The sequence below is a fragment of the Micromonospora parathelypteridis genome, assembly GCF_014201145.1.
Lineage (GTDB): Bacteria > Actinomycetota > Actinomycetes > Mycobacteriales > Micromonosporaceae > Micromonospora > Micromonospora parathelypteridis.
In genome coordinates, this window is sequence record NZ_JACHDP010000001.1 from 1,897,238 (window position 1) to 1,922,296 (window position 25,059).

The 25,059-nt window shown below is 70.9% G+C and carries 22 protein-coding genes; 11 read left to right on the forward strand and 11 right to left on the reverse strand.

The window, feature by feature from the left end:
- The first annotated feature begins 3 nt into the window (after positions 1-3).
- Positions 4-840, forward strand: a complete 837-nt coding sequence (locus HNR20_RS08165) for a class F sortase (RefSeq protein ID WP_184177846.1) — start codon at positions 4-6, stop codon at positions 838-840.
- A 57-nt stretch (positions 841-897) separates the two neighbouring features.
- On the opposite strand, the gene HNR20_RS08170 is transcribed toward HNR20_RS08165, so the two are convergent.
- From HNR20_RS08170 to HNR20_RS08180, 3 genes are read right to left on the reverse strand one after another with little or no spacing between them, the layout of a single operon-like run.
- On the reverse strand, positions 898-1,878 hold the full coding sequence (locus tag HNR20_RS08170) for a zinc-binding dehydrogenase (RefSeq protein ID WP_184177848.1): 981 nt from the start codon (positions 1,876-1,878) through the stop codon (positions 898-900).
- A 33-nt stretch (positions 1,879-1,911) separates the two neighbouring features.
- Positions 1,912-3,351, reverse strand: coding sequence for a DHA2 family efflux MFS transporter permease subunit (locus HNR20_RS08175; protein ID WP_221309740.1), 1,440 nt, complete (start codon positions 3,349-3,351; stop codon positions 1,912-1,914).
- A 59-nt stretch (positions 3,352-3,410) separates the two neighbouring features.
- On the reverse strand, positions 3,411-4,046 hold the full coding sequence (locus HNR20_RS08180; protein WP_184177850.1) for an NADPH-dependent FMN reductase: 636 nt from the start codon (positions 4,044-4,046) through the stop codon (positions 3,411-3,413).
- 124 nt (positions 4,047-4,170) lie between these two features.
- Between HNR20_RS08180 and HNR20_RS08185 the strand changes: the two genes are divergently transcribed.
- Both HNR20_RS08185 and HNR20_RS08190 read left to right on the forward strand, forming a co-directional pair.
- Positions 4,171-4,857 (forward strand): TetR/AcrR family transcriptional regulator, encoded by a 687-nt coding sequence (locus HNR20_RS08185; protein WP_184177852.1) that lies wholly within the window; start codon positions 4,171-4,173, stop codon positions 4,855-4,857.
- A 104-nt stretch (positions 4,858-4,961) separates the two neighbouring features.
- On the forward strand, positions 4,962-6,551 hold the full coding sequence (locus HNR20_RS08190; RefSeq protein ID WP_184177854.1) for a DUF6194 family protein: 1,590 nt from the start codon (positions 4,962-4,964) through the stop codon (positions 6,549-6,551).
- Between the two features lie 38 nt (positions 6,552-6,589).
- On the opposite strand, the gene HNR20_RS08195 is transcribed toward HNR20_RS08190, so the two are convergent.
- Entirely contained in the window at positions 6,590-7,126 is a 537-nt protein-coding gene (locus tag HNR20_RS08195; protein ID WP_184177856.1) for an HNH endonuclease, read from the reverse strand.
- Between the two features lie 267 nt (positions 7,127-7,393).
- Between HNR20_RS08195 and HNR20_RS08200 the strand changes: the two genes are divergently transcribed.
- The 3 genes from HNR20_RS08200 (at position 7,394) to HNR20_RS08210 (ending at position 10,614) form a co-directional block, all read left to right on the forward strand.
- Entirely contained in the window at positions 7,394-8,452 is a 1,059-nt protein-coding gene (locus HNR20_RS08200; RefSeq protein ID WP_184177858.1) for a mechanosensitive ion channel family protein, read from the forward strand.
- 234 nt (positions 8,453-8,686) lie between these two features.
- Complete coding sequence (locus HNR20_RS08205) at positions 8,687-10,057, forward strand: MFS transporter (RefSeq protein ID WP_184177860.1); 1,371 nt, start codon at positions 8,687-8,689, stop codon at positions 10,055-10,057.
- Between the two features lie 128 nt (positions 10,058-10,185).
- Positions 10,186-10,614 (forward strand): globin, encoded by a 429-nt coding sequence (locus tag HNR20_RS08210; RefSeq protein WP_184177862.1) that lies wholly within the window; start codon positions 10,186-10,188, stop codon positions 10,612-10,614.
- Between the two features lie 22 nt (positions 10,615-10,636).
- Here HNR20_RS08210 and HNR20_RS08215 read toward each other — a convergent pair whose 3' ends face one another.
- From HNR20_RS08215 to ettA, 4 genes are all read right to left on the reverse strand, one after another.
- Positions 10,637-11,221: a type III secretion system chaperone family protein gene (locus HNR20_RS08215; RefSeq protein WP_184177864.1), complete on the reverse strand. Its 585-nt coding sequence runs from the start codon at positions 11,219-11,221 to the stop codon at positions 10,637-10,639.
- Between the two features lie 131 nt (positions 11,222-11,352).
- Positions 11,353-12,093: a DUF8185 domain-containing protein gene (locus tag HNR20_RS08220; protein WP_184177865.1), complete on the reverse strand. Its 741-nt coding sequence runs from the start codon at positions 12,091-12,093 to the stop codon at positions 11,353-11,355.
- Positions 12,090-12,536 carry an acyl-CoA thioesterase gene (locus tag HNR20_RS08225; protein WP_184177866.1) on the reverse strand — a complete coding sequence of 149 codons (447 nt, stop codon included), beginning with the start codon at positions 12,534-12,536 and terminating at the stop codon, positions 12,090-12,092. The genes HNR20_RS08220 and HNR20_RS08225 overlap by 4 nt, the downstream gene beginning before the upstream one ends.
- Before the next feature lie 11 nt (positions 12,537-12,547).
- The gene (gene ettA, locus HNR20_RS08230; RefSeq protein ID WP_184188167.1) at positions 12,548-14,224 is read right to left on the reverse strand and encodes an energy-dependent translational throttle protein EttA; all 1,677 of its coding nucleotides are present in this window, start codon (positions 14,222-14,224) and stop codon (positions 12,548-12,550) included.
- 211 nt (positions 14,225-14,435) lie between these two features.
- On the opposite strand from ettA, the gene HNR20_RS08235 reads away from it, so the two are divergent.
- The 4 genes from HNR20_RS08235 (at position 14,436) to otsB (ending at position 19,246) form a co-directional block, all read left to right on the forward strand.
- Complete coding sequence (locus HNR20_RS08235) at positions 14,436-14,720, forward strand: hypothetical protein (protein WP_184177867.1); 285 nt, start codon at positions 14,436-14,438, stop codon at positions 14,718-14,720.
- Positions 14,713-15,099 carry a hypothetical protein gene (locus tag HNR20_RS08240; RefSeq protein ID WP_184177868.1) on the forward strand — a complete coding sequence of 129 codons (387 nt, stop codon included), beginning with the start codon at positions 14,713-14,715 and terminating at the stop codon, positions 15,097-15,099. The genes HNR20_RS08235 and HNR20_RS08240 overlap by 8 nt, the downstream gene beginning before the upstream one ends.
- A gap of 143 nt (positions 15,100-15,242) precedes the next feature.
- On the forward strand, positions 15,243-16,643 hold the full coding sequence (locus HNR20_RS08245) for an alpha,alpha-trehalose-phosphate synthase (UDP-forming) (protein ID WP_110567725.1): 1,401 nt from the start codon (positions 15,243-15,245) through the stop codon (positions 16,641-16,643).
- Between the two features lie 26 nt (positions 16,644-16,669).
- The gene (gene otsB, locus HNR20_RS08250; RefSeq protein WP_184188170.1) at positions 16,670-19,246 is read left to right on the forward strand and encodes a trehalose-phosphatase; all 2,577 of its coding nucleotides are present in this window, start codon (positions 16,670-16,672) and stop codon (positions 19,244-19,246) included.
- A gap of 97 nt (positions 19,247-19,343) precedes the next feature.
- On the opposite strand, the gene cobA is transcribed toward otsB, so the two are convergent.
- From cobA to cobC, 3 genes are read right to left on the reverse strand one after another with little or no spacing between them, the layout of a single operon-like run.
- Positions 19,344-20,585 carry a uroporphyrinogen-III C-methyltransferase gene (gene cobA / locus HNR20_RS08255; protein ID WP_184177869.1) on the reverse strand — a complete coding sequence of 414 codons (1,242 nt, stop codon included), beginning with the start codon at positions 20,583-20,585 and terminating at the stop codon, positions 19,344-19,346.
- A 40-nt stretch (positions 20,586-20,625) separates the two neighbouring features.
- Positions 20,626-21,711: a nicotinate-nucleotide--dimethylbenzimidazole phosphoribosyltransferase gene (cobT, locus tag HNR20_RS08260; protein ID WP_184188172.1), complete on the reverse strand. Its 1,086-nt coding sequence runs from the start codon at positions 21,709-21,711 to the stop codon at positions 20,626-20,628.
- A complete protein-coding gene (gene cobC / locus HNR20_RS08265) occupies positions 21,711-22,796 on the reverse strand; it encodes an Rv2231c family histidinol phosphate aminotransferase CobC (protein WP_184177870.1) in 1,086 nt (361 codons plus the stop codon). Before cobC ends, cobT begins: the two co-directional genes overlap by 1 nt.
- Positions 22,797-22,917: 121 nt before the next feature.
- Between cobC and HNR20_RS08270 the strand changes: the two genes are divergently transcribed.
- Positions 22,918-25,050 (forward strand): transglycosylase domain-containing protein, encoded by a 2,133-nt coding sequence (locus HNR20_RS08270; RefSeq protein ID WP_184177872.1) that lies wholly within the window; start codon positions 22,918-22,920, stop codon positions 25,048-25,050.
- Positions 25,051-25,059 lie beyond the last annotated feature (9 nt).

Genomic DNA, 25,059 nt, shown 5'->3' on the forward strand with positions numbered 1-25,059 from the left:
CCCATGACCCGCAGATCCGCGCGTGCGCGGCCGGAGGGCCGCGCCCGCTTCCGGGCCGGGCCGGTGCTGCGTGCCTCCGGCCGGCTGGTGGCCCGCGCCTCCGGTCGGCTGTGTCGGGTCGCCGGGCAGGCCGGGTCGGCCAGTGTCAGCACCAGCGATCCGGCCGCCCGTCCGCTGCCACCGCGCAGCCCGGCCGGCACGCGGTTGGCCCGACCCCGTTTCGGTACGGGACCAGGGCTGCCGGTGCTGGCCATCGCCACGCTGATGGTGCTGATCGTGGCGATGCTCGGCGTCGAGCAGGTGACCGGCGTGAGCCTGCTGCCGGACCGGCTCAGCGCCGGCCTGCGACCGCCACCGAAGAAGTTCCCGGTGCTGCCGGCCAGCCGCCCGACCAGCCTCGCCATCGAGAAGATCGACCTGAAGGCGCCCGTGCACGATGTGGGCATCGCCCCGGACGGCACCATCGCGGTGCCGGACGCGGCCCGCGCGCAGGAGGCCGGCTGGTACGACCAGGGGCCCACCCCTGGCCAGTACGGCCCGGCGGTGATCGTCGGACACGTCGACACCACCAGCGGGCCGGCAGTCTTCCACCAACTCCGTGAGCTGCGCGACGGCGACGAGATCGAGGTCACCCGCACCGACCACAGCGTGGCGGTCTTCGAGGTGAACTCGGTGGAGAAGTTCGACAAGGGGCGACTGCCGGTGGACGAGGTGTACGGCGACTTCAGCCGCCCGAGCCTTCGACTGATCACCTGCGGCGGCCAATGGGTGGGCGGCGAGACCGGCTACTCGGACAACGTCGTGGTCTTCGCCTCGCTGGTCAAGGCTCATGCTGGCTGACCGGCTACCCACGATCGCTCACCGCCCAGCAGCCCCTCGGACTGCTGGGCGGCGGGGCTACGGAACGAGGATGACCTTGCCGATTGCGCGACGGTTCTCCAGGTCGGCGTGCGCGTCCTCGGCACGGCTGAGGGGATACCGGGTGATCAGCGGTGTGAGTGCTCCGTCTGCGGCCGCCCGAATGGCCTGGGCCTGCAGCTCACGCATGGTGCCGGCCCGCCGCAGCAACTGTGGCCCCAGGGCCCAGGTGACGGTGCTGGCCCGGGCGATGATGTCGTCGGTGGTGATGCGGGTGGCGGTGCCCGAAGCCCAGCCGTGCAACACGAATCTCCCGCCGGGACCGAGCAGGTCGAAAGCCTGACGCCCCGAGGTTCCGCCGACACCGTCGAAGACGATGTTCACCTGCCGGTGGCTACCGAGGTCTGCCCGTACCGCATCCGGCCAGCGCTGGTCCCGGTAATCGACGGCGATGTCGGCCCCCAACGAGGTGGCCTGCCTGACCTTGTCCGGTCCACCGACCAAGCCCACGACGATGACGCCCCGACGACGTAGGGCCTGCACGAGCAGGGCGCCAACGCCACCGGCTGCCGAGGTGACCAGCGCGACGTCTCCGGGGCCGGGCTGTGCGATGTCGAGCAGTCCGAGCGTGGTGGCACCCGTGGTGACCATCGCCACGGCGGCCTCCGCGCTCAGTTGCTCGGGCCGATCGTGGAGGGCATCGATCGGAACCACCGCCTGCTCGGCGTAGCCACCGTAGGACGCAAGCGTGCCCACCACCGGACGACCCAGCCAACTGTCGTCGACGTCCGGCCCGAGTGCGCTCACCACCCCGGCGACCTCACTGCCCAGCACGACGGGCAACGCCGGGGCGGAATGCGGTCCGATCCCGCGTCCGGTCCGCAACGTGGTCTCGATGAAGTGGACGCCGCTGGCCCGTACCTCGACGCGAACCTCGCCGTTCCCGGGCACCGGTGCGGCGACCTGCTCGTACCGAAGGTTTCCGGCGGGTCCGAACTCGTGCAGCAATGCCGCGTACATGAATGGTGTGCCCTTCTGGAGAAGCCGACTGGTTCAGGCGGGGTCGGGCAGGCGCGGTGCGCTCGTCGCGCCCGCCCGTCGTCGCGGCAGCAGCGCCGCCGGTAGCGCCGCCAGGGCGAGCAGCATCACCGCCCACCAATAGGTGTGCTGAAAGGCGGCCGCCGACCGTATCCCGCCCCCGGTACGTGCGGTGTTCGACGCCAGCACCACCGACAGCAACGCCGTGCCGATCGAGACGCCCACCTGGGAGCCAATGTTGAGCAAGGTGCTGCCCGACGGAACGTCCTCGGTGGCCAGCCCTCGAATCGCTGTCGTGTTCGCCGGCATCATCACCATGCCGACACCGACCCCCATCACCGGCAGCGCCGCCGCCAACCGCCAGTAGGGCGTCTCCGGCCCCACCTGAACGGCGAACAGCGACAGACCACACGCGGCGATCAGGATGCCGGAGAGGACCATCAGTCGCGGGGACACCCGGTCGACCCTGCGGGTGGCGATCTGCATCGAGACGCCGACGGCGACGGCCAGTGGAACGGCCAGCATGCCCGACTCGGTCGCACCAAGCCCGCGCGTGGTCTGGTAGTACATCGGCGCCAGCAGCATGGAGCCGAAGTATCCGGCCGGGAACAGCACCATGGCGGCGCAGCCGGCCGCGAAGGTCCGGTCGCGCAGCAGACGCAGCCGCAACAGCGGAGCGCGGGCGGTCAGGCCACGAACGACGAATCCGATGGTCAGCAGCAGCCCGGCTACGGTGGGCAGCAACGCCTGCGGTGCGGCGAGGCTGCCGCGCTCGCCGGCGGTGGAAAGCCCGTAGATCAGCAGGGCCAGTCCCGGGGACAGCGTCAGCAGGCCCACCAGGTCCAACCGGCTTGCCGGCTGTGGCTCGTCGTGCCGCAGCAGCCGCGCCGCGAGCACCAGCGCCAGCGCGCCGACGGGCAGATTGACCAGGAAGATCCAGTGCCAGGACCTGGTGTCGATCAGCCAGCCACCCAGGATCGGCCCGGTCACCGGGCCGATCAGCACCGGAATGCCGAGCAGTGCCATCGCCCTGCCCATCCGTTCCCGGTCGGCGGTCCGGATGACCATCGCCATACCGACCGGCACCAACAGGCCGCCGCCGAGCCCTTGCAGGATCCGAAACAGCACCAGTGTCTCGATGTTCCAGGACAGCGCGGCCAGTCCGGAGCCGGCGGTGAACAGGGCTATCGCGGTCAGGTAGGCCCGTTTCGCGCCGAAGCGGGACATGGCCCACGCGGCTGCCGGGATCACGGCGGCGAGGGCGAGGGTGTAGCCGGTGACCACCCATTGGACGGCGGCGAGCGGCGCGTCGAACACCACCGCCAGCGGACGCAGGGCGACGTTGACGATCGTGACGTCCAGCACGGCCATGATCGAGCCGATCACGACGACGGTGAGCACACCAGCCAGGCCCCGGGAGGTCCCGTCGGCGGTGGAAGCGGTCCTCCCGGTCAAGCCGCTGTCCTCGGTGGAACCCCTCTTTCCGGCAAGGCCGGCAACGTCGCGCACAGCCGTCACTTGCCGTACGGGTGCGTGGCGCGGGCGGCGCGTAGTGCGCGGCCCCACCACACCAGCTGATCGATCATGCTCTTGGCGGCTCCCTCGCACACCGTCGTGTCGAGTGGTACGCCGTCCTCGCCCAGCCCTGACCATGGCCCGTGCAGGCTCACGGAGTCGCGCACTGTCATGGCGTGTAGCTCGGCGAAGACCTGCCGGAGCTGCTCGACCGCCCGAAGGCCGCCGCCCAGCCCGCCGTACGAGACGAACCCGATTGGTTTGGCCTGCCACTGGACGTAGTGCCAGTCGATGAGGTTCTTCAGGGCGGCCGGGAAGCTGTGGTTGTACTCGGGGGTGACGACGACGAATGCCTGTGCGGCGGCGAGCCGGGAGCTGACGTTGGCGAGGTTGACCCGGATCGCCGGGGCAGGCACGGGCAGACCGTCCCAGCCGGGCATGGCCACGGGGAGATCCAGGTCGGCGACGTCGATGACGTCGAGTTCGATGTCGGTGCGCTCACCGACATGGCGGGTGAACCATTCGGCCACGGATGGGCCGACGCGGCCACCGCGAGCGCTGCCGACGATGACGGCGACCCGTAGCGCGGCGTTCTCAGCCGTTGCCGACTCGATGGCACGGGTGGTTTCGGGCATGACGGTTCCCCCAGGCGGCTCGCTGTTTCTGCGCCCGATGCGACGCGTACGGTAGATTACAACGGTCGTTGTATAAACTACAACCACCGTTGTAATTGACGAGCAGCACGCGGGAGAGACGACGATGGCCAGCACCGACTTCGAGGACGGAATGGCGGCGAGCCGGCCGCGACGCGGGCGAGGGGACAAGGCAGCGGCGCTCGCGCATGCCGCGTGCGAGGTCTTCGGGCGGGATGGCTACACCCGGGCCAGCATCGACACGATCGCCGCCGAGGCCGGCGCCTCCACCCGCACGCTCTACAACCATTTCCCCGGCGGAAAGGCGGAGCTGTTCCGCTCGGTGATGCAGTGGAGTGCGGGGCAGGTCAGGGACGAACAACTCGTCCGACTGCGGAAGTGCCTGGATCCGCAGCGCCCGCCCCGACCCGAGGATCTTGAGCGGGACCTGCTGGCCCTGGCGCGCGCCTGGGTCGCCCTGATGACGGACTTCCGGGACCACTTCTCACTGGTCCGACACATCCACGGCGAGGCCGGGCACGTCCCGACCGAGGCCCTCGACGCCTGGCAGGAGGCCGGGCCACGCCCGGTCTCCCGCGAGTTGACCGTGGTCATGGCCGCGCTGGCCGACCACGGCCTGCTCGACGTACACGGCGACCCCGCCCAGGCCACGGCCCACTTCATGGTCCTGATCTCTGCGGACATCGTGCAGCGGTCCTACTGGGGCGTCATCCCGCTGCCACCGGAGGAAACTGATCGGATCACGGCGGTGGGCGTCCAGACCTTCCTGCGGGCGTACGGCGCCGCGCGCTGACGCGCCGCCGGCCGGCGTACCCCATGGTTTGAGGGTTTTGCGGTTGTCACCGCGCTCAATCGCTCGTGAGTCTCAACCGCTGGTTCAACGATACGGTTGATGGAATGACTTCCCTTCTCGACCTGCTTGTTGGATCTCCGTCCCTGCTCGCGCTCGGCGAGCCGACGCATGGTGAGTCCGCCTTCCTGCAGATCCGCAACGAGGCCTTCCTGTCGTTGGCCGAGCATGGTTACCGGTCGATCGCGCTGGAAAGCGACCGGGCGGCGGGGCTGATCGCCAACGAGTTCGTGCAAGGTGACGACGGCGTGACTCTCGACCGCGCGCTGGTCGAGGGGTTCAGCCACGGGTTCGGCACCGCCCCGGCCAACCGCGACCTGCTGCTGCGGATGCGCGAGTGGAACGCCGTGCGGCCGACTGCCGAGCGCCTGACCTTCCACGGTTTCGACGCCCCGCTGGAGATCGAGAGTGCTCCGAGTCCACGGCGCCATCTCATCCGGGTCGATGACTTCCTCGGCCTCGACCGGTCAGCGGAGATCGACGACCTGATCGGGGACGAGGAGCGGTGGAGCGATTCCGCCGCGATCTGGGAGCCGGGCAGGTCGATCGGGTGCTCGACCGACGCCCAGCGTCTGCGGGTGCTCGCCGACGACCTCCTGACCGAGTTGTACCTGCGGGCACCCCGGCGGCCCGAGGGCTGGCAGGCGGCGTTCGTACACGCCACGTCCGCGGTCGCGTTGCTGCGCTACCACGCCGCGGCCGCCGCACCACTGCCGCAGGAGGAACGCTTCGCCCGCCTGGCCGGAGTCCGGGACGCCCTGATGGCCGAGAACCTGCTCGCGATCCGGGCGACCGAGGCGCACCGTGGACCGACACTGGTGTTCGCGCACAACACACACCTCCAACGCCACCAGAGCACGATGGCGATGGCCGGAACCGAGGTGTCGTGGGCCGGCGCCGGCGCGATCATCGCCGCACTGCTGAAAGACCAGTACGCGCTGGTCGTCGGCAGCCTCGGATCGAGTCCCGCGCTCGGCATCGAGGCACCCGCCACGTCGACCTACGAAGGCAGACTCCAGCAGAAGACCAACCATCCCGGGTACGTCCGTGCGTCCGAGATAGCGCCGGCCGAGCAGAGAGAGCACGACTACCGCTACTTCCCGCTGGACCAGGCCACCATCGAACACGCCGATGCGGTACTGCACATCCCTACCGGCGTCGACGCGGCCATGCTCGCCGATCGGATCCTCGCGCTGCCGGGCGTCGAACAGGTCGTGGCGAGCGAGGAGAACGGCGCACCCGAGGGGGCCTGGGGCGACCGGTTCTTCCACGTCGGCCCGGACCGCCGCCAGCCATTCGCCACCATCGTCGAGCACGACGTGCCCGGCTTCGACGAGGCCGCACAGCTCGACCGCCCCGGTGTCTTCCGCCTCAACCTGGACCTGGGTCGCGCCGAGTTCGAGAGGCTGTTCGGCTTCCCGCCCAAGGCATTCGAGGAGCACCGGCACGCATTCGACTTCGCCCGGCTGGACACCCTCGTGCCGCACCCGGGCTACGCGCTGTACGGCTTCGGCAGCATCGTCATGCCCGGTCCGCAGATGCTGCCCGAGATCGACCGGCTACTCGCGATCGCGCACGGCCGAGCAGCCGACCGTCACGAGCGCGCGGCCCGCCGAGCGGACGACCAGCAGGACTGAGCCAGCGACCAGCGCCGCCGTCGCGCCCATCTCACGAGTCAGGCGGCGACTTCGGGCTCCCGCAGGTCGAGCCAGTCCGCCCAACGGGGGTCGGGGGCGCGGTGCCCGAGCACCCGCCACGCGGTGCCCTTCGGCGCGGCCGGCAGCGCGTGCAGCCGCCACCCCATCTCGGCCGGGGTCTTGTCTCCCTTGGTGTGGTTGCACCGGGCGCAGGCGGCGACCACGTTCTCCCAGGCGTGCCGGCCACCCCGGCTACGGGGAAAGACGTGGTCGATGGTCTCGGCCGGGCCCCGGCAGTACCCGCACCGCCACCCGTCGCGGGCGAAGATCGCCCGCCGGGACAGCCCGACGTGCGTTCGGTACGGCACGCGGACGAAGCGGGTCAGTCGGACCACGGATGGCACCGGGAGCGCGTCCCGAGCGCTGTGCAGGATGCCGTCGCCATCAGCGACGCAGACCGCCTTCGCGGAGAGGACGAGGATCGCGGCGCGACGCACCGACACGACACACAGCGGCTCGTAGGTGGCGTTGAGGACCAACGCGCCGGAGCCCACCGTGGGTCGTATGTCAGGCATCGCGATCACCCTCCCGGTTCAGCGGCTGCTGCGGACCGCCGCCGACCGGGGCCGGGGCACGACGGCCCACACGGTCGACGCCAGGCCGATCACCGACGTCCGTTGCGCCAATAGTCCCTGATCGGACCCCGGATTGCACGCACTAATCCGGGGTCGGGCATGAAGCTCTTTCCCGCACCTGTCACGATGGCCGGTTCGCCCCGTTCCGGGCATGCCCTCGGCGGCAGGTCACCCGGCCGGTGGGTCGGCGGCGGGCGCGCGGGCTCCTTGCGGTACGAAGACAGGGTGAGTGCCGCCAGCGTGATGCCCCTTGCCCTGTCCACCGTCGGGTCGGTGAACTGCCAGGGCAGTTCCTCCTGCGAATTCCTGTTCCGAATGACCAGGTCGGCCTGGTTCGCCGAGGGCAGTTACTGGATCCTGCTCAAGCCGCTGCGGGTGCTGCTGATCGTGGCGCTGGCGATGGCGGCCCGCTGGGCGGTGCATCGCACGATCAACCGGTTGGTCCGGACGACCACCGACGGCGCGGTGCCGACGATGCTGCGGCCGCTGCGCGAGCGGGTGCCCAGCGCCGCGGTCGACCCGGCCGAGTTCGTGCCCGAGCGGCGACGGCAGCGGGCGGAGGCGATCGGCTCCGTGTTGCGCAGCCTGACCACCGCGTTCGTCTTCGGCATCGCACTGCTGATGATCCTGCGGGAGTTCAGCTTCGACCTGGCGCCGCTGCTGGCCAGCGCGGGGATCGCCGGCGTCGCGCTGGGCTTCGGCGCGCAGAGCCTGGTCAAGGACCTGATCGCCGGCCTCTTCATGCTGATCGAGGATCAGTACGGCGTGGGCGACAACGTCGACCTGGGCGAGGCGATGGGCGTGGTCGAGGCGGTCGGGCTCCGGGTCACCACCGTGCGCGACGGTCGCGGGGTGCTCTGGTACATCCGCAACGGTGAGATCATCCGGGTGGGCAACAAGAGCCAGGGCTGGGCTCTCGTGGTGGTGGACCTGCCGATTGGTTTCAGCAGCACCGAGGAGGCCACCGCCGTCCTGCGGACCGCGGCCGCCTCGATCGCGATGGACCCCGAACTGTCACCGGAGATCGTCGAGGCGCCGGAGGTGCTGGGCGTCGAGCAGGTGACAGTGGACGGCGCGGTCATCCGGACGGTGGTGAAGACGACCGCCGACGGGCAGTTCGCGGTGGGCCGGGAGTTGCGTCGGCGGCTCGCGGAGGCTCTGGAGAACTCGGGGATCACCGCACAGATCGCGGCGGCCCGCATCTATCCCGGGTTGCCGACCAGGCCGTTGCCGGACGGTGAGACTGGTCAGGGCGGCGCTACCTGACCCAGGCGCCGTTGTCCTCGAATTCAGGGGTCGCGAGCCAGCCGGCCCCTCAGGTATCGTCCGTTCGTTCAGTCGGGGAAGCGACGAATGACCCGTTCGACCTAGATAGTTGTCAGACGATCGGGCAGAATCCGGAGCACGCGTTCCCGCCAAAGCGTGATCACATCCTCGCTGATCCGTAGATCTGACGAGCGCTTCCGGCCGGGCTGCCACGAGCGGCCGACCCGGAGGCCGATGGAGGCGACGGTGCCCGACGAGCGACCTTCCGCGGAAGGCCCAGCAACTTTTCGCGAAGTGTTCGCCCAGCACGAGTTCCGCGCCGTGTTCGTGGCGGGCGCTCTCTCCTGGGTCGGCGACTACGTCGCGAAGGCCGCTGTCACCCTGCTCGTCTATCAGAAGACCGAGTCGGTTGGGCTCTCCGCGGTTGCCTTCGCGGTCAGTTTCCTACCCTGGCTGCTCGGTGGTCCCGTGCTCGCCGCACTCGCGGAGCGGTACCCGTACCGGCGGGTGATGGTGGCGTGTGACCTCATCCGGATGGCGCTGATGCTGCTCATCGCCATCCCGCAGCTGCCGTACCAGGCGGTGTTGGTGCTCATCTTCGCCTCCACGCTGGCCAACCCGCCGAGCCAGGCGGCGAAGTCCGCGTTGATGCCGCAGATGCTCGCCGGGGACCGGCTGGTGCTCGGGCTGTCGCTGAACGGCAGCGTCGGGCAGGCGGCACAGATCATCGGGTACGTGCTCGGCACCGCCGTCGCCTCGATCGACCCGAAGGTCGCGCTCCTGTTCAACGCGGCCACGTTCGGCGTCTCGGCGCTGCTGGTCCGCCTCGGAGTGCGAAACCGCCCGGCGGTGGCGAACCCGGCGCACCGCACCCACCTGCTGCGGGAAACTCGCCAGGGCTTCGCCATCGTGTTCGGAACACCGGTGCTGCGGGCGATCGCGGTGCTGGTGTTCAGCGCGATGCTCTTCTCGATCCTCCCCGAGGGGTTGGCCGTTGGCTGGGCCAACGAGGAGGGCAGCGGCGCCATGAGCGCGAGCACGGCCCAAGCAGTGATCATGGTGGCCAGCCCGGTCGGCTTCATCCTCGGCGGGTTGCTGGTGAGCCGCCTGTTCGGGCCGGCCCGCCGACTGAAGCTGATGCGGCCGCTCGCGGTGCTCGCCCCACTGGTGCTGGTGCCGGCGTTGCTCAATCCGCCACCGCTGGCGGTGGCGTTGCTGGCCGCCGTCTGTGGTTTCGCGGTCGCCGGCATGCTGCCGATGGCCAACGGGCTCTTCGTCCAGGCTCTGCCCAACGGCTTCCGGGCCCGCGCCTTCGGGGTGATGGCTACCGGTGTCCAGGTCATCCAGGGCTTCGCGGTGCTGGTCACCGGGTTGATCGCCGATCACTTCGACAACATCCCCTTCGTGGTCGGGCTGTGGAGCGCGGCCGGCGTGGTGCTGATGGCGGTAGCCGCGCTGCGCTGGCCGAGTCAGCAGACGTTGGACGAGGCGATCGCGGCGGCGTCGGCGGCCAATGCCGAACCGCCCGCCAACCCGAGCGGCACGGCGACAGGCCCTCCCGAGCCGCGCGCCGGTGACGGCCACCGCCGGCACGCGGTCACCTGACGCGGTGCGCCCACGCGGACACGAGTGGGCCGGGGGCACCCGCAGTCCCTCTCTGTGGGCTCAGGGCGTGATCCGACGCACGGTGAGCGGGTCGGGTTGACACGCGACGCACCTGGCAGGATGGAACGGTGAACCCCGCAGGCGAATCCGACCGTCCCGGCGCATCGACGACCCTCTTCGAAGCGGTCGGCGGCGAGCCCACCTTCCGCAAGCTGGTCGACGAGTTCTACGCCGGCGTCGCCACCGATCCTCTGCTGCGACCGATGTACCCGGAGGAGGACCTGGGCCCGGCGGCGGACCGGATGACCCTGTTCCTCATGCAGTACTGGGGAGGGCCGAACACGTACTCCGCACAGCGCGGGCACCCCCGGCTGCGGATGCGGCACGCGCCCTTCCGGATCGGCGCGGCCGAGCGGGACGCCTGGCTGCGGAACATGCGCCGCGCCGTGGACCGGCTCGACCTGGAGCCGGAGATCGCCGGCACGCTCTGGGACTACCTGGAGCGCGCCGCGTACTTCATGGTCAACGCCACCGACGACCAGGCCGACGGCGTCTGACCCACCCGATCGAGGGGCTGCGTCAGAGCAGCGCACCCTCGTCGTGCAGCCAGTCCACGAAGCTGGTGGCCACCGCCGCGCCGCAGTCGAGCATTTCGACCAACAGCGCGTCGTGGGTGCCGGCACCGAGCGGCACCTGGAGCTCGGCGTAGATCGGGAGCTGCCCGCGCTCGGTCGGGTCGCCGATGTACGCCTTGCAGAACCGGCGGGTGTGGTTCCACTCGTTGACCACCCGGTAGGCCCGGTCAGCCCAGTCCGGCGGGACGGTGGCGTGCGGACGTGCCCGCATGACCAGGATCTCGTCCTCCGGCCCTTCGAGGGTGACCAGCACGGCGTGCCGCTCCCACATGGCCAGCAGATTGCCGTCGCCATCGGCCAGATAGCGCACGTCGAGTAGATCGAGCGCGTCGCAGACGCGGCGCAGACTCACCGGCTCGACGGTGGCGAGCATCTCGGTCAACACGGGCCGCTCGTTGGCCGGGCAGTCGTCCCCCGGCTGGCGAGGGCTGGGCGGTCCGACCCGGACCGCACTCTCGACTGTGATCCCGCTTCGGGTTTCCGGATCGCCGCCGTCGGCGGGACCGGGGCGCCATGACCACCACGGCATCGCTCGCGCACCTCACTCCCCAGCGGATCCAGTCGCCTACGGTGCGTTGGATCCGAGCATGGACGGTACCCGGACAGCCGAGTTGAAGCACCCCCCCAACGACCGCCCCTGCCCAGAAGAATGAGCCGGGGTCATCCGTTCGGACGAGTACTGAGGGGTGTCACGGCAAGATCCGTGGCCTTCTGCAACCACGCGGCTCCGTATGGTCCCACCAGGCCGACCCAACGACCGGCCACTCGTACCTGAACGGCGGCCTCCTCGTTGCCGGCGGCCGGGCCGTCAGCGGCGCCGAGGAAGCCCATCCGGACCACCCCCTGCACCAGCCGCTGCGACACCTCGACCGGCGGGGCGGCCGATCCGTCCGGCGTGACCAGCACCGCCACGTGGTCGAGCAGGGCGTCACGCAACACCCGTTGGCCCACCGCACGGCCGGCCACGCCCTGCTCGCTCGCCGTACGCAGGGTGCCCGCCGCGGCGTCCGCGATCCGCCGCAGCTCGGCAACGGGCAGCGCCTCCACCCTCCGGCTCCGCACCGGCGGCAGCGGCCATCGCCACTGCGCGTCCCGGCGTACCGGCCGGGTCGCACCACCGCGCTCCAGCTCGGCCAGCAGCTCCGCGGCGGTCACCGTCACGTCCTCGGCAGTGCCGTCGGCCGGCCCACCGGCCACCGTGCGGACCACCAGGACCTGCCACGGCAGCCGGGCCCAGAGGGCGATCCGGCCGGGCCCACCGGCCGGCCGCAGCCGGACCGGTGCGATCGGGTCCAGCCGGACCAGCCGGGCCAGGAAGGCGCCCGCGTCCGCCACCCCGGCGACACCGTGCGTCGGAGTCGACGCCGCCTGTCCAGGCCCGGCCGCGCCCGGTTGGGTCATGCCACGCCGCCCTGCGGTGCGTACGTGAGCAGGAACTCCCGTTCCTCCGGAGTGATCCGGCGGGGCACCTGGCGGGTCAGGTCGAACGGCACCAGCACCGAGCGGGCTCGGCTGGCCAGCACCTCGCCGTCGTACAGCTCGTAGGCGACGGTGAACCGGGAGGCCCGGATCTCCTCCACCCACAGCTCGATCCGAACGGTGGGCGCCGCCTCCGCGGTGGCCCGGCCCAGCGCGTAGTCGACCGGGCGCAGGTAGTCGACCTCGTGCCGACGGATCACCACCCCGTCGGCGAACGAGCCGACCCCCCAGGCCCGGCCGCCGGCGAACATCAACGCCACCCGCGCCTCCTCGTAGAGGGTGAGGAAGCGCGAGTTGTTGATGTGGCCGTACGCGTCCAGGTCGGACCAGCGCAGCGTGCAGTGGTAGACGAACCGGTCAGACACTTCTCGGCCGGTCAGTCGCGGGTCAGCTTGCGGTACGTCACCCGGTGCGGCCGGGCGGCCTCCGCGCCGAGACGGTCGATCTTGTTCTTCTCGTACGCCTCGAAGTTGCCCTCGAACCAGAACCACTTGGACGGGTCCTGATCGTCGCCCTCCCAGGCCAGGATGTGCGTGGCGACGCGGTCCAGGAACATCCGGTCGTGCGAGATGACCACGGCGCAGCCGGGGAACTCCAGCAGCGCGTTCTCCAGGCTGGACAGGGTCTCCACGTCCAGGTCGTTCGTCGGCTCGTCCAGCAGGATGACGTTGCCGCCGATCTTCAGGGTCAGCGCCAGGTTGAGCCGGTTGCGCTCACCGCCGGAGAGCACCTTCGTCGGCTTCTGCTGGTCCGGTCCCTTGAAGCCGAACGCGGCGATGTACGCCCGCGACGGCATCTCGACCTTGCCCACCATCAGGTAGTCCAGACCGTCGGAGACGACCTCCCAGACGGTCTTGTCGCCGTTGAGGCCCTCACGGTTCTGGTCGACGTACGACAGCGACACGGTCTCGCCGACCCGGACCGAACCGTCGGTGGGCTGCTCCAGCCCGACGATGGTCTTGAACAGAGTGGTCTTGCCGACGCCGTTGGGGCCGATGATGCCGACGATGCCGTTGCGCGGCAGTGAGAACGACAGGTTGTCGATCAGCAGGCGGTCGCCGAAGCCCTTGCTGAGCTTGTTCGCCTCGATGACCGTGCTGCCCAGACGCGGGCCCGGCGGGATCTGGATCTCTTCGAAGTCCAGCTTGCGGGTCTTCTCCGCCTCGGTGGCCATCTCGTCGTACCGGTCCAGGCGGGCCTTGGACTTGGTCTGCCGGGCCTTGGCGTTGGAGCGGACCCACTCCAGCTCCTCGGTGAGGCGCTTCTTCATCTTGGCGTCGCGGCGGCCCTCGACGGCCAGCCGGGCGGCCTTCTTCTCCAGGTAGGTGGAGTAGTTGCCCTCGTACGGGTACGTCCGGCCGCGGTCCAGCTCCAGGATCCAGTTGGCCACGTTGTCGAGGAAGTACCGGTCGTGGGTGATCGCCATGACGGTGCCGGCGTACTTGGCCAGGTGCTGCTCCAGCCAGGAGACGCTCTCCGCGTCCAGGTGGTTGGTGGGCTCGTCGAGCAGCAGCAGGTCGGGTGCCTCCAGCAGCAGCTTGCAGAGTGCGACCCGGCGGCGCTCACCACCGGAGAGCTGGGTCACGTCGGCGTCCGGCGGCGGGCAGCGCAGCGCGTCCATGGCCAGTTCGAGCTTGGAGTCGACGTCCCAGGCGTCGAGGTGGTCCAGCTCCTCCTGGAGCTTGCCCATCTCCTCCATCAGCTCGTCGGAGTAGTCGGTCGCCATCTGCTCGGCGATCTTGTTGAACCGCTCCAGCTTGGCCTTGGTCTCGGCGACCGCCTCCTCGACGTTGCCGAGCACGGTCTTGGCCTCGTTGAGCGGGGGCTCCTGGGCGAGCATGCCGACGGTGTAGCCGGGCATGAGCCGAGCCTCGCCATTGCTCGGCTTGTCCAGCCCTGCCATGATCTTGAGGAGGCTGGACTTACCGGCGCCATTCGGCCCGAGCACACCGATCTTGGCTCCCGGCAGGAAGCTCAACGTCACGTTGTCGAGCACGACCTTGTCGCCGTGCGCCTTGCGGGCCTTTTCCAGGACGTAGATGTACTGGGCCACGGTGCGGGCTACCTCCGTCGGTTGCTGTCGCTGATCGGCGGCGCGGGCGCGGGCTGCGAGGACCGCCCGCCGCCGCCGGCCGGTGACCGGCCGCGCGCACGCCATCGTCAATCCTGACAGGTACGGCGCGCTTCGCCCACATCACCCCGCCCCAGGAGTACGCGGACGCGCCTCCTTGCCGAGTGCGGTATCACCAACTAGCGTCGCCGGTATGACCAAGAAGATCGCCATCAGCGTGCCGGACGACGTGGCTGAGCGCCTAGCCGAGGAGCCCAACGTCTCTGCCTTCATCACCGACTCCGTTCGTCAGCGGATGGCTGGCGAGCGCACGAGGCGGGCACTTCGCCAGGTGGGTTTCCAGCTCACCGACGAAGGCCTCGCCGAGGCGGGCAGGAAGCTCGACGAGGCGCACGCGAAGATCACCCCGGAACTGCGGGCCAAGGCAGCCGCCCTGCTGAGCGAGGCATCTCGCGGACGGATGACCATTCGTGACTGATGCCGGCCTCGTCCTCGACACCGCATGCCTCCTCGCCTACTCGGAAGGCATTGAGGCGGTCGGGGAGCAGATCGCGAAAGTCGCGGACAAAGGGCGGGCCGTGATCGTCCCGGCACTCTGCCTGGCAGCCGCATATCGCCAGGTGACCAGCGACGGCTGGCCACTGCTCGACATCGTCGGCGATCTGGAGCAGGTCATGGTCACGCCCGTGGAGCACGACATGTGCGCCATTCTCGGCGGCTGGTCGCGAAGCCTGGGCGGCATGGACCTGGCCCAGGCCGCGATGGAGGCGGCCCGGGCGATCACGCCGATCATGACGGATCGGCGGGAGCTGCTCGGTGAGGTGCTGCCCAAGGAGTGGCCGATCATCGACCTCTGATCGGCACGCTGTCGACAAGATCACCTTCGGGATTTCGGCGCGTACGGGGCGGGTAGGAGACTCCGGCACGAGGCACAAGACGCCGCAGCTACGCTCAGTACGCTCATCGCGGTGGACCAGTCAGTACCCGGAGGTGGCCGATCGTGACCGTCCGTAGCTCCTTTGTCGTAGTGGCGAATCGTCTGCCGGTCGACGAGGTGAGCACACCCGAGGGACGGCAGTGGCGACGCAGCCCCGGCGGGCTGGTCACCGCGCTGCATCCCGTGCTCGCCGAACACCAGGGCACCTGGGTCGGCTGGGCCGGTGGCACCGGTGCCGCCCCCGAGCCGTTCGACCTCGAGGGGATCCGGCTGCACCCGGTCCCCCTCAGCGCCGAGGAGTTGGAGCGCTACTACGAGGGCCAGTCCAACGCGACGATCTGGCCGCTCTACCACGACGCGGTGGAGACGCCTGCCTACAAGCGCCGCTGGCGGGAGGCGTACCGCCTGGTCAACGCGCGGTTCGCGGAGGCCGCGGCGGACGTCGCGGCCGAGGGCGCGACGGTCTGGGTGCAGGACTACCAGCTGCAGTTGGTCCCGGCGATGCTCCGTGAGCTGCGCCCGGACCTGCGGATCGGGTTCTTCCTGCACATCCCGTTCCCGCCGATCGAGCTGTTCATGCAGATGCCGTTCCGCACCGAGATCCTGCGCGGCCTCCTCGGCGCCGACCTGGTCGGTTTCCAGCAGCGGCTGGCCGCGCAGAACTTCGTCCGGCTGGCCCGGCACCTGCTCGGGCTGCGCTACGAGGGGCAGATGATCCAGGTCGACGGTCGGCAGGTGAAGGCGGGCGCCTTCCCCATCTCGATCGACACCCAGGAGATGGAGCGGATGGCCGCCGACCCGGCGATCCAGGCCCGGGCCAAGCAGATCCGCGCCGAACTCGGCGACCCGAAGACGATAATTCTGGGCGTGGACCGGCTGGATTACACCAAGGGCATCGAGTTGCGACTCAAGGCCTTCCGCGAGCTGCTGGCTGACGGAAAGTTGACAGTCCCCGACGCCGTCATGGTGCAGGTGGCCACTCCCAGCCGCGAGCGCGTCGAGCACTACCAGGCACTTCGGGTCAAGGTCGAGCGCGAGGTCGGCCGGATCAACGGCGAGTTCGGCAGGGTCGGCGTGCCGGCGGTGCATTACCTGCATCAGTCGTACAGTCGCAGTGAGCTGGCGGCGATGTACGTTGCTGCCGACGTGATGATGGTGACCCCGCTGCGAGACGGAATGAACCTGGTGGCGAAGGAATACGTAGCATCACGTGCCGACCAGGGTGGCGCGCTGGTGCTCAGTGAGTTCGCCGGTGCCGCCACCGAGCTTCGCCAGGCATTTTTGTGTAACCCGCACGACCCGGACGCGGTCAAGGACGCCCTACTCCGGGCAGTGCACGTGGAGAAAACCGAGGCACGCCGCCGGATGCGGACAATGCAACGTCACCTGCGTACCCACGACGTGGGCCACTGGGCCAAGTCTTTCCTCTCGGAGCTTGGAGTTTCCGAGGCGGAGGCCGAGTGAACACGACCGTCAACGATGGAGCGGCAATGGCCACCGGGGTGATGGACCCGGAGCTGCGCGCCGCCATCGGCCGGATCGCCCGGGTCCCCCAGCTCCTGATCGCCTGTGACTACGACGGCACGTTGGCGCCGATCGTGGAGGACCCGAGCACGGCCGTCCCGCTGCCCGAGTCGGTGGCCGCGGTCCGCGCGCTCGCCGCGCTGCCGCAGACCACCGTGGCGGTCGTCTCCGGCCGGGCTCTGCGCGACCTGGCCGCCCTCTCCCGGCTGCCCAGCGAGGTGCACCTCGTCGGCAGCCACGGCTCCGAGTTCGACATCGGCTTCGTCGAGCGGCTCTCCCCCGAGCTGGTCGCGGTCCGCACCCGGGTCCGGGACGCGCTGCGCGAGATCGCCGCCGAGCACCCGGGCATCCGGCTGGAACGCAAGCCGGCCAGCGTCGCGGTGCACACCCGCGGGGTCGACCCGCAGGTCGCCGCCGCGGCCATCGAAGCGGTCCGCAACGGCCCGGCCACCTTCGACGGCGTCACGGTGACCCAGGGCAAGGAGGTCATCGAGCTTTCCGTCGTGGCCACCCACAAGGGCACCGCGCTCGACCAACTGCGGACCCAGCTCGCCTCCAGCGCGGTGCTCTTCATCGGCGACGACATCACCGACGAGAACGCGTTCGGCCACCTGCACGGTCCCGACCTCGGCATCAAGATCGGCCCTGGGGACACCCAGGCCGGCTACCGGGTGGCCGACCCCCTGGAGGCGGCGCGCGCGCTGGCGCTGCTGCTGGAGACCCGACGGCACTGGCTGTTCGGCGAGCGGGCGGTGCCGATCGAGCGGCACTCCATGCTCGCCAATGGTCGTACGGTCGCTCTGCTCACTCCCGAGGCCAAGGTGAGCTGGCTCTGCCACCCCAAACCGGACTCGGCGGCGATCTTCGCCGACCTGGTCGGTGGCAGCCCGGCCGGTCACTTCAGCGTCGCCCCGGAACGCGGTGGCATCCCGCTTGGTCAGCGCTACCGCTCCGGCACGATGACCGTGGAGACCCGTTGGTCCGGGCTCACCGTCACCGACTGGTTGGACAAGCCGGCCCGGGAGACCGTCCCGGACGCCCCGGCGGTCGTCACCGGCGACTCGACCCTCGTCCGGGTGCTCACCGGCAGCGGCAAGGCCCGGGTGGAGTTCGCGCCGAGGCCCGAGTTCGGCCAGGTGGCCGTGCAGTTGCAGCCGCTCGGCGACGGCCTGCTGGTGCTCGGCTCCAACGAGCCGGTCGCGCTCTACTCCCCCGGCGTGCAGTGGGAGGTCGTCAACGACGGCGGGTACGAGACCGCCAAGGCGGTCGTCGACCTCTCCGCCGCCGGTGGGCAGGTCGTGCTGGAGCTGCGCTTCGCCACCCACAGCCTGGAGCACCACCGGGTGCCGATCCACGAACGGCAGGCCGCCGCCGAGCAGCCGTGGAAGGACTGGGTGGCCTCGCTGCGGCTGCCGTCCACCGCCCGGGACCTGGTGGCCCGCAGCGCACTCACCCTGCGCGGGCTCTGCCACGAGGCCACCGGCTCGATCCTGGCCGCGGCAACCACCTCACTCCCCGAGGAGTTGGGCGGCGTCCGCAACTGGGACTACCGCTACTGCTGGCTGCGCGACGCCGCGCTGACCGCGCGCGCTCTCGTCGACCTGGGCTCCGTCGAGGAGGCCGAGGCACTGCTGCGCTGGGTGGACGGTTGCATCGAGCGCACCGGCGGCCACCCGGAGCGACTGCACCCGCTTTACACCATCGACGGCTACGAGCTGGGTGCCGAAGCGGTCATCGACACGCTGCCCGGGTACGCCGGCTCCCGGCCCGTCCGGGTCGGCAACCTCGCCAACCACCAGCTGCAGCTGGACGTCTTCGGCCCCATCGCCGACCTGATCGCGGCCGTCGCCGACGCTCGGGGCTCGGTCCGCGACGACGAGTGGCGGGTCCTGGAGAACATGGTCGAGGCGGTCCGCCGTCGTTGGCACGAGCCCGACCACGGCATCTGGGAGGCCCGGCTGCCACCTCGGCACCACGTCTTCTCCAAGGTGATGTGCTGGATGACCGTCGACCGCGCGCTGCACGTGATGCGTGAGCACGGCGGCGAGGACCGGCCCGAGTGGAAGGACCTGCGCGACCGGATCGGCGCCAACGTGCTGGAGCACGGCTGGCACGCCGACGTCGAGGCGTACAGCGTCGCGTACGGGGACGAGGACATGGACGCCTCGTCGCTCTGGATCGGGCTCTCCGGCCTGCTCCCGGGTGACGACCCGCGCTTCCTGTCCACCGTCCTGCGGATCGAGGCGGACCTGCGCAGTGGCCCGGTCGTCTACCGCTACCACTGGGACGACGGCCTGCCCGGCCGCGAGGGCGGTTTCCACATCTGCACGGCGTGGCTGATCGAGGCGTACCTGCGCACCGGTCGTCGCACCGATGCCGAGGAGCTGTTCGCGCAGATGGTGCTCACCGCCGGCCCGACCGGGCTGCTCCCCGAGCAGTACGACCCGCTCGCCGAGCGCGGCCTGGGCAACCACCCGCAGGCGTACAGCCACCTCGGTCTGATCCGCTGCGCCCTGCTGCTGGACAACATGCTCAAGCAGTAGTCGACAACTCGCACGAAGACGGGGCCGGAGCGCACACGCTCCGGCCCCGTTTGTCCGGCGCTGATCGACAGCACATCGGCGATCCGCAGCCACGCCCTCACCCGTCGAGTGCGCCCACCACGTCGCCCACCACGACGACGGCGGGTGGGCGGATGTCGGCGGCGAGCGCGTCGGCGGCCACCGCGCCCAGGGTGGACCGCAACGCTCGCTGGGTGCCGGTCGTGCCCTCCTGGACGACGGCGGCCGGCGTCTGCGGTGACCGACCGTGCGCGATCAGGGTCTCGGTGATGGCGCTGAGGTTCTTCAGCCCCATCAGGATCACCAGGGTGCCGCGCAGACCGGCGAGAGCTTCCCAGCGCACCAGCGACGCCGGCGAGTCGGGCGCCGCGTGCCCGGAAACCACGGTGAACTCGTGCGCGACCCCCCGATGGGTGACCGGGATCCCGGCTGCGGCGGGGGCCGCGATCGAGCTGGTCACCCCGGGGACCACGGTCACCGGCACGCCGGCTTCGGCGCAGGCCAGCAACTCCTCGCCACCCCGGCCGAAGACGTACGGGTCACCCCCCTTGAGCCGCACCACGAAAGCGCCAGCCAGGGCACGGTCGACCAGGATCCGGTTGATCTCCTCCTGTCCCCGGGACGGTCCGTAGGGGATCTTCGAGGCGTCCACCAGCTCGACGTCCGGGCGCAGCTCGTCGAGGAGCAGGCCGGGCACCAGCCGGTCGGCGACCACCACGTCGGCCTCGGTGAGCAGGCGCCAGCCCCGCACGGTGATCAGCTCAGGATCACCCGGCCCCGCCCCCACCAGCGCCACCCGCCCGGTCTGCCGCCCACCGATCGTCCCGGTCGAAGCGTCGGGCCGGCCAGCGATCCCATCCGGTGCCAGGCGGACGGCGAGCAGGTCGCGGATCGCGTCGCGGACGGTCATCGCCCGACGGGGGTCACCGCCGCCGAGCACCGCCACGGTGACCGGGCCGTGGCGGGTCACCGCCGGGGTCCAGGCGGTGGCGGCCGTCCGATCGTCGGCCCGGACGCAGAAGATCCGCCGCTCGGCGGCGGCGACGCTGACCGACTCCGCCGCCTCGGGGTCGTCGATCGCGACCTGGACCAGCCACGCCCCGTCCAGGTCCTCGGGGGTGAACCGGCGTGGCACCCAGCGCAGCCGGTCGGCGTCGGCACGGGCGCGCAGCGCCGGGGTCAGTTCCGGTGCCACCAGCAGGACGTCCGCGCCGGCGTCCAGCAGCGCGGGCACCCGGCGGGTGGCGACCGCGCCACCGCCCACCACGACCACCCGCCGCCCGTCGAGCCGCAGCCCGAGAGGGTACGGATTGGCGCTCACGCCGCATCCCCGAGCCGGACGGCTCGCTCGCTGCGCGTGGTCACTTCTCGGCCACCCCGGCGGAGTCGAAGGTGGCCACCTCGTGCAGCACCCGGACCGCGCCGGTGACCACGGGCAACGCCAGCAGCGCGCCGGTCCCCTCGCCGAGGCGCAGCCCCAGGTCGATCAGCGGGTCGAGGCCGAGGTGGCGCAGTGCCGCCGTCGCGCCCGGCTCGGCCGAACGGTGCCCGGCGACCATGGCGCCCACCGCGTCCGGGGCGAACGCGGCGGCGGCGAGCGCGGCCGAGACCGCGATGACGCCATCCAGCAGCACCGGTGTGCGGCGGGCCGCGGCACCCAGGATCAGCCCGGCGAGCGCGGCGTGCTCCAGGCCACCGACGGCGGCCAGAACGCCGAGCGGGTCGGCCGGGTCAGGTGCGTGCCGGGCCAGCGCGGCCCGCACCACGGCGACCTTGTGCGCGTACGTCGGGTCGTCGACCCCGGTGCCCCGACCGGTGGCGTCGAGTGCGTCGGCGCCGGTGAACGCGGCGATCAGCGCGGCGGCCGGGGTGGTGTTGCCGATGCCCATGTCCCCGCTGAGCAGGATGCCGGCTCCGGCGTCGATCAGCTCGTCGGCGATCCGGATGCCCGTCTGCACCGCCGCCAGCGCCTCGTCCCGGGTGAGTGCGGCGGTCACCGCGAGGTCGCGGGTGCCCCGGCGTACGGACGCGACGACCAGTCGGGGCACGGACGGGTCCAGGATGGCTGCCTCGGCGGTGGGCTGCGCGGGCAGCGGGATGGCCACACCGACGTCGACGACGGTGACCGAGGCGCCGGCCTGCCGGGCGAACGCGTTGACCACCGCCCCGCCGGCCAGGAAGTTGCCGATCATCTGCCCGGTGACCTCCTGCGGCCAAGGGCTGACTCCCTGGGCGTGCACTCCGTGGTCGCCCGCGAAGATCGCCACTGCGGCCGGCTCGGGCAGCGGTGGCGGGCAGGCCCCGGCGAGGCCGGCGAGGCGTACCGAAAGCTCCTCCAGCGCGCCCAGCGAGCCCGCCGGCTTGGTCAGCCGGCCGTGCAGCTCACGGGCGGCGGCCATGGCCGTCTCGTCGGCCGGGCGGATCGCCGCGATCGTGGTTTCCAGCATCATGCCTCCATGGTCTCGCGCAGCACCTCGATGAAAGCGTCGGTGGTGATTCGATCGCGCACCGCCACCCGCAGCCAGTCCGGGCCGAGGCCGGGGAACGTGTCGCCTCGGCGCACCGCCCAGCCCCGCTCCCGCAGGGCGGCCCGGATCGGGGTCGCGCCCGGCAGGTGCAGCAGGACGAACGCGCTGGCGGGACGACCGACGACGCGTACACCGGGCAGGTCGGCGAGGCGGGCGACCAGGTGGTCGCGGTCGGCGGCGAGGTCGACGGCGATCGCGCGTTCGGCCTGGACCGCGACGTCGGTGGCGCAGGCCGACGCGGCGGCCAGCGCGGGTGTGGAGACGGCCCAGAGCGGCTGGACGGCGGCCAGCCGGGTCAGCAGCTCCGCAGCGCCGAGCAGATAGCCGATCCGTAGGCCGGCCAGGCCCCACGTCTTGGTGAGGCTGCGCAGCACGAGCAGACCGGGTAGGTCGCGCCGCTCGGCCAGCGACTCCGGTTCGCCGGGGTGCCCGGGGGCGATGGTGGTGTCGGCGAACGCCTCGTCGACCACCAGCACCCGGCCGGGGCGGGCCAGCGCGGCCACCGTCTGCGCCGGGTGCAGCACCGAGGTCGGGTTGGTCGGGTTGCCGATCATCACCAGGTCGGCGTCGGCGGGCACCCGGGACGGGTCGAGCCGGAAGTCGTCGGCGGGGTCCAGCAGCACCCGCTCGACCGGGTGCCCGGCGGCCCGCAGTGCCGCCTCCGGCTCGGTGAACTGGGGGTGCACCACCACCGGACGGCGAATGCCGCGGAGCGCCTGGGCGATCAGCACGAAACCCTCGGCGGCGCCGGCGGTGAGCAGCACCTCGTTCGGGTGACGGCGGTGTCGGGCGGCGACCGCCGCCCGGGCCGGCGCCGCGTCCGGATAGCGGGCCAGGTCGGTCAGGGTCGCGGCGATCGGGTCGGCCAGCCAGGCGGGCGGCCGCGCCCGACGGACGTTGACGGCGAGGTCGATCAGGCCGGCGGTCGCCTCCACGTCGCCGTGGTGCGCGAGGTCTGGCTCGGCCCCGATGGGCAGGGCGAGCGTGCTCGGCTGATCAGGCATGTCCGCGATCCTGCCGGGAAGGTGGCCGGTCGGACAGTCGATCTCGGCGTAAGCCGCGTCACCACCCGGCGGTTTAAGAGTTCTTCTCATGTACGAATCGGAAATGTCATAACTTTTAACCGTGAGCAACCGACCCCTTGCTGCCGCTGGTCGACTCGTCCCTCTTCTCCGCGCCGGACTGATCGCTGGAATCGTGATCGCCGCCGCCGCGTACCCGCTGGTCGCCCTCACCGGGCTCGGCGCGAAGGCCACCGCACACGCGGTGGAACAGAAGACCAAGCTGCTGACCACCGCCCTGCCCGCCGAGACCTCCTACGTCTACGCCCCGGACGGCAAGACCGTGCTGACCATGTTCTACGAGGAATACCGGCAGTACACCAAGTTGTCGGACATGTCGCCGAACATCCAGCAGGCGATCGTCGCCGCCGAGGACTCCCGCTTCTACCAGCACCATGGCGTCGACCCGAAGGGCGTGGCCCGCGCCTTCGTGGCCAACGCACGGTCCAGCGGGGTCTCCCAGGGCGCGTCGACCCTGACCATGCAGTACGTCCGGATGGCCCTGCGGGACAGCGCGAGCACGCCCAAGGAGGTCCAGGAAGCCACCCAGCAGACCAGCCTGCGCAAGGTCAAGGAAATGCGGATGGCGCTGGACCTGGAGAAGGAGATGAGCAAGGAGCAGATCCTGGAGCGCTACCTGAACTCGGCGTACTTCGGGCACCGGGCGTACGGCATCTACGCGGCCAGCGAGATCTTCTTCTCCAAGACCCCGAAGGACCTCACCCCGGTCGAGGCGGCCACCCTCGCCGGGCTCGTCAAGTCCCCATCGGAGTACGACCCGGCCGACTCCGACCAGAAGGAGGCCACCGGGCGGCGCAACTACGTGCTGGACCGGATGGGCCAGCTCGGCTACCTCTCCCCCGACTCGGCAGCCGCCGCCAAGGCCGAGCCGATCCGACTGAAGCTGACCACCCCGCCGCACGACTGCGCCGCGGTGGCGGACAAGTACAACAGCTGGGGCTTCGCCTGCGACTACCTGAAGAACTGGTGGAGTGCGCAGCCCGCGTTCGGGGAGAACCGGCTGGAACGGATGGACAAGCTGCGCCGGGGCGGCTACCGGATCGTGCTCAGCCTCGAGCCGAAGATCCAGGAGGCGGCGGAGAAGAACGTCGGCACCAAGGAGGCCACCGGCAGCCCGTTCGCCAACGGGATCGTGGTCTCCGAGCCGGGCACCGGCCGGGTGAAGGCGATGGCGGTGAACCGGACGTACTCGCTGGACCTGGCCGAAAACCCGCAGAGCTCCAATCCCGAGGCCGGGCCGAAGGTGAAGGCCAACTACCCGAACACGGTGGCGCCGCTGCTCGGCGGCGGTGACCTGGCGGGCTACCAGGCCGGGTCGACGTTCAAGATGTTCCCGATGCTGGCCGCGCTCGACTCGGGGATGACACTCTCCACCTCGTTCAACGCCCCGTACCGCTACCGGTCAGCCGTCTACGACGGCTGGGCGCCCTCCAACGCGAGCGGCGCGATGACCGGCCAGCAGACCATGTGGTCCGGCTTCGGCAAGTCGGTCAACACGTACTTCGTGTGGCTGGAGGAGAAGGTCGGCGCGGACCGAGCGGTCCGATTGGCCGAGCAACTCGGGCTGCGCTGGCGCACCGACGTCGACCGGGATCACGCGTCCCCGGACAAGGCGAAGAAGTGGGGCGCGTTCACCCTGGGCGTCTCGGACGCCACCCCACTGGAGATGGCGAACGCCTACGCCGCCATCGCGGCCGACGGCCGCTACTGCGAGGCGATCCCGGTGCAGGCGATCATGAACCGGGACGGCACACCGGCCACGTACGCCACCCCCGGTGGCATCCAACGTGAGGTGGCCAAGCCGCGCTGCCGGCAGGTGGTCAGTGCGGACGCCGCTCGGGCTGCCACCGACGCCGCCCGCTGCCCGACCGGGGACACCCCGGCGCGCGGCGGCTGCGGCGGCTGGTCCACCGCCGACAGCGTGCGGGGCACGGTCGGGCGCCCGGTCGCCGGCAAGACCGGTACCACCGACAGCACCCGGTCCGCCTGGTTCGTCGGCTACACCCCGGAGTTGGCCGCGGCGAGCTTCATCTCCGACCCGGACAACCCGTTCAACGCAGTCGGTGACGGGCAGTCCCAGATCCCCATCAAGGCGGTGGCGGAGACCCTCCGCGACGGCCTGAAGGGCCAACCGACCCGCCAGTTCACCCCGCCGTCGGACGCGATCGTCGGCTGACCCGGAGAC

Bases quoted from the DNA above. Each gene is read 5' to 3' on its own strand.
- HNR20_RS08165 (WP_184177846.1), top strand. From the start codon at position 4: ATGACCCGCAGATCCGCGCGTGCGCGGCCGGAGGGCCGCGCCCGCTTC.
- HNR20_RS08170 (WP_184177848.1), bottom strand. From the start codon at position 1,878: ATGTACGCGGCATTGCTGCACGAGTTCGGACCCGCCGGAAACCTTCGG.
- HNR20_RS08180 (WP_184177850.1), bottom strand. From the start codon at position 4,046: ATGCCCGAAACCACCCGTGCCATCGAGTCGGCAACGGCTGAGAACGCC.
- HNR20_RS08185 (WP_184177852.1), top strand. From the start codon at position 4,171: ATGGCCAGCACCGACTTCGAGGACGGAATGGCGGCGAGCCGGCCGCGA.
- HNR20_RS08190 (WP_184177854.1), top strand. From the start codon at position 4,962: ATGACTTCCCTTCTCGACCTGCTTGTTGGATCTCCGTCCCTGCTCGCG.
- HNR20_RS08195 (WP_184177856.1), bottom strand. From the start codon at position 7,126: ATGCCTGACATACGACCCACGGTGGGCTCCGGCGCGTTGGTCCTCAAC.
- HNR20_RS08205 (WP_184177860.1), top strand. From the start codon at position 8,687: ATGGAGGCGACGGTGCCCGACGAGCGACCTTCCGCGGAAGGCCCAGCA.
- HNR20_RS08215 (WP_184177864.1), bottom strand. From the start codon at position 11,221: ATGCCGTGGTGGTCATGGCGCCCCGGTCCCGCCGACGGCGGCGATCCG.
- HNR20_RS08220 (WP_184177865.1), bottom strand. From the start codon at position 12,093: ATGACCCAACCGGGCGCGGCCGGGCCTGGACAGGCGGCGTCGACTCCG.
- HNR20_RS08235 (WP_184177867.1), top strand. From the start codon at position 14,436: ATGACCAAGAAGATCGCCATCAGCGTGCCGGACGACGTGGCTGAGCGC.
- otsB (WP_184188170.1), top strand. From the start codon at position 16,670: ATGGCCACCGGGGTGATGGACCCGGAGCTGCGCGCCGCCATCGGCCGG.
- cobT (WP_184188172.1), bottom strand. From the start codon at position 21,711: ATGCTGGAAACCACGATCGCGGCGATCCGCCCGGCCGACGAGACGGCC.
- cobC (WP_184177870.1), bottom strand. From the start codon at position 22,796: ATGCCTGATCAGCCGAGCACGCTCGCCCTGCCCATCGGGGCCGAGCCA.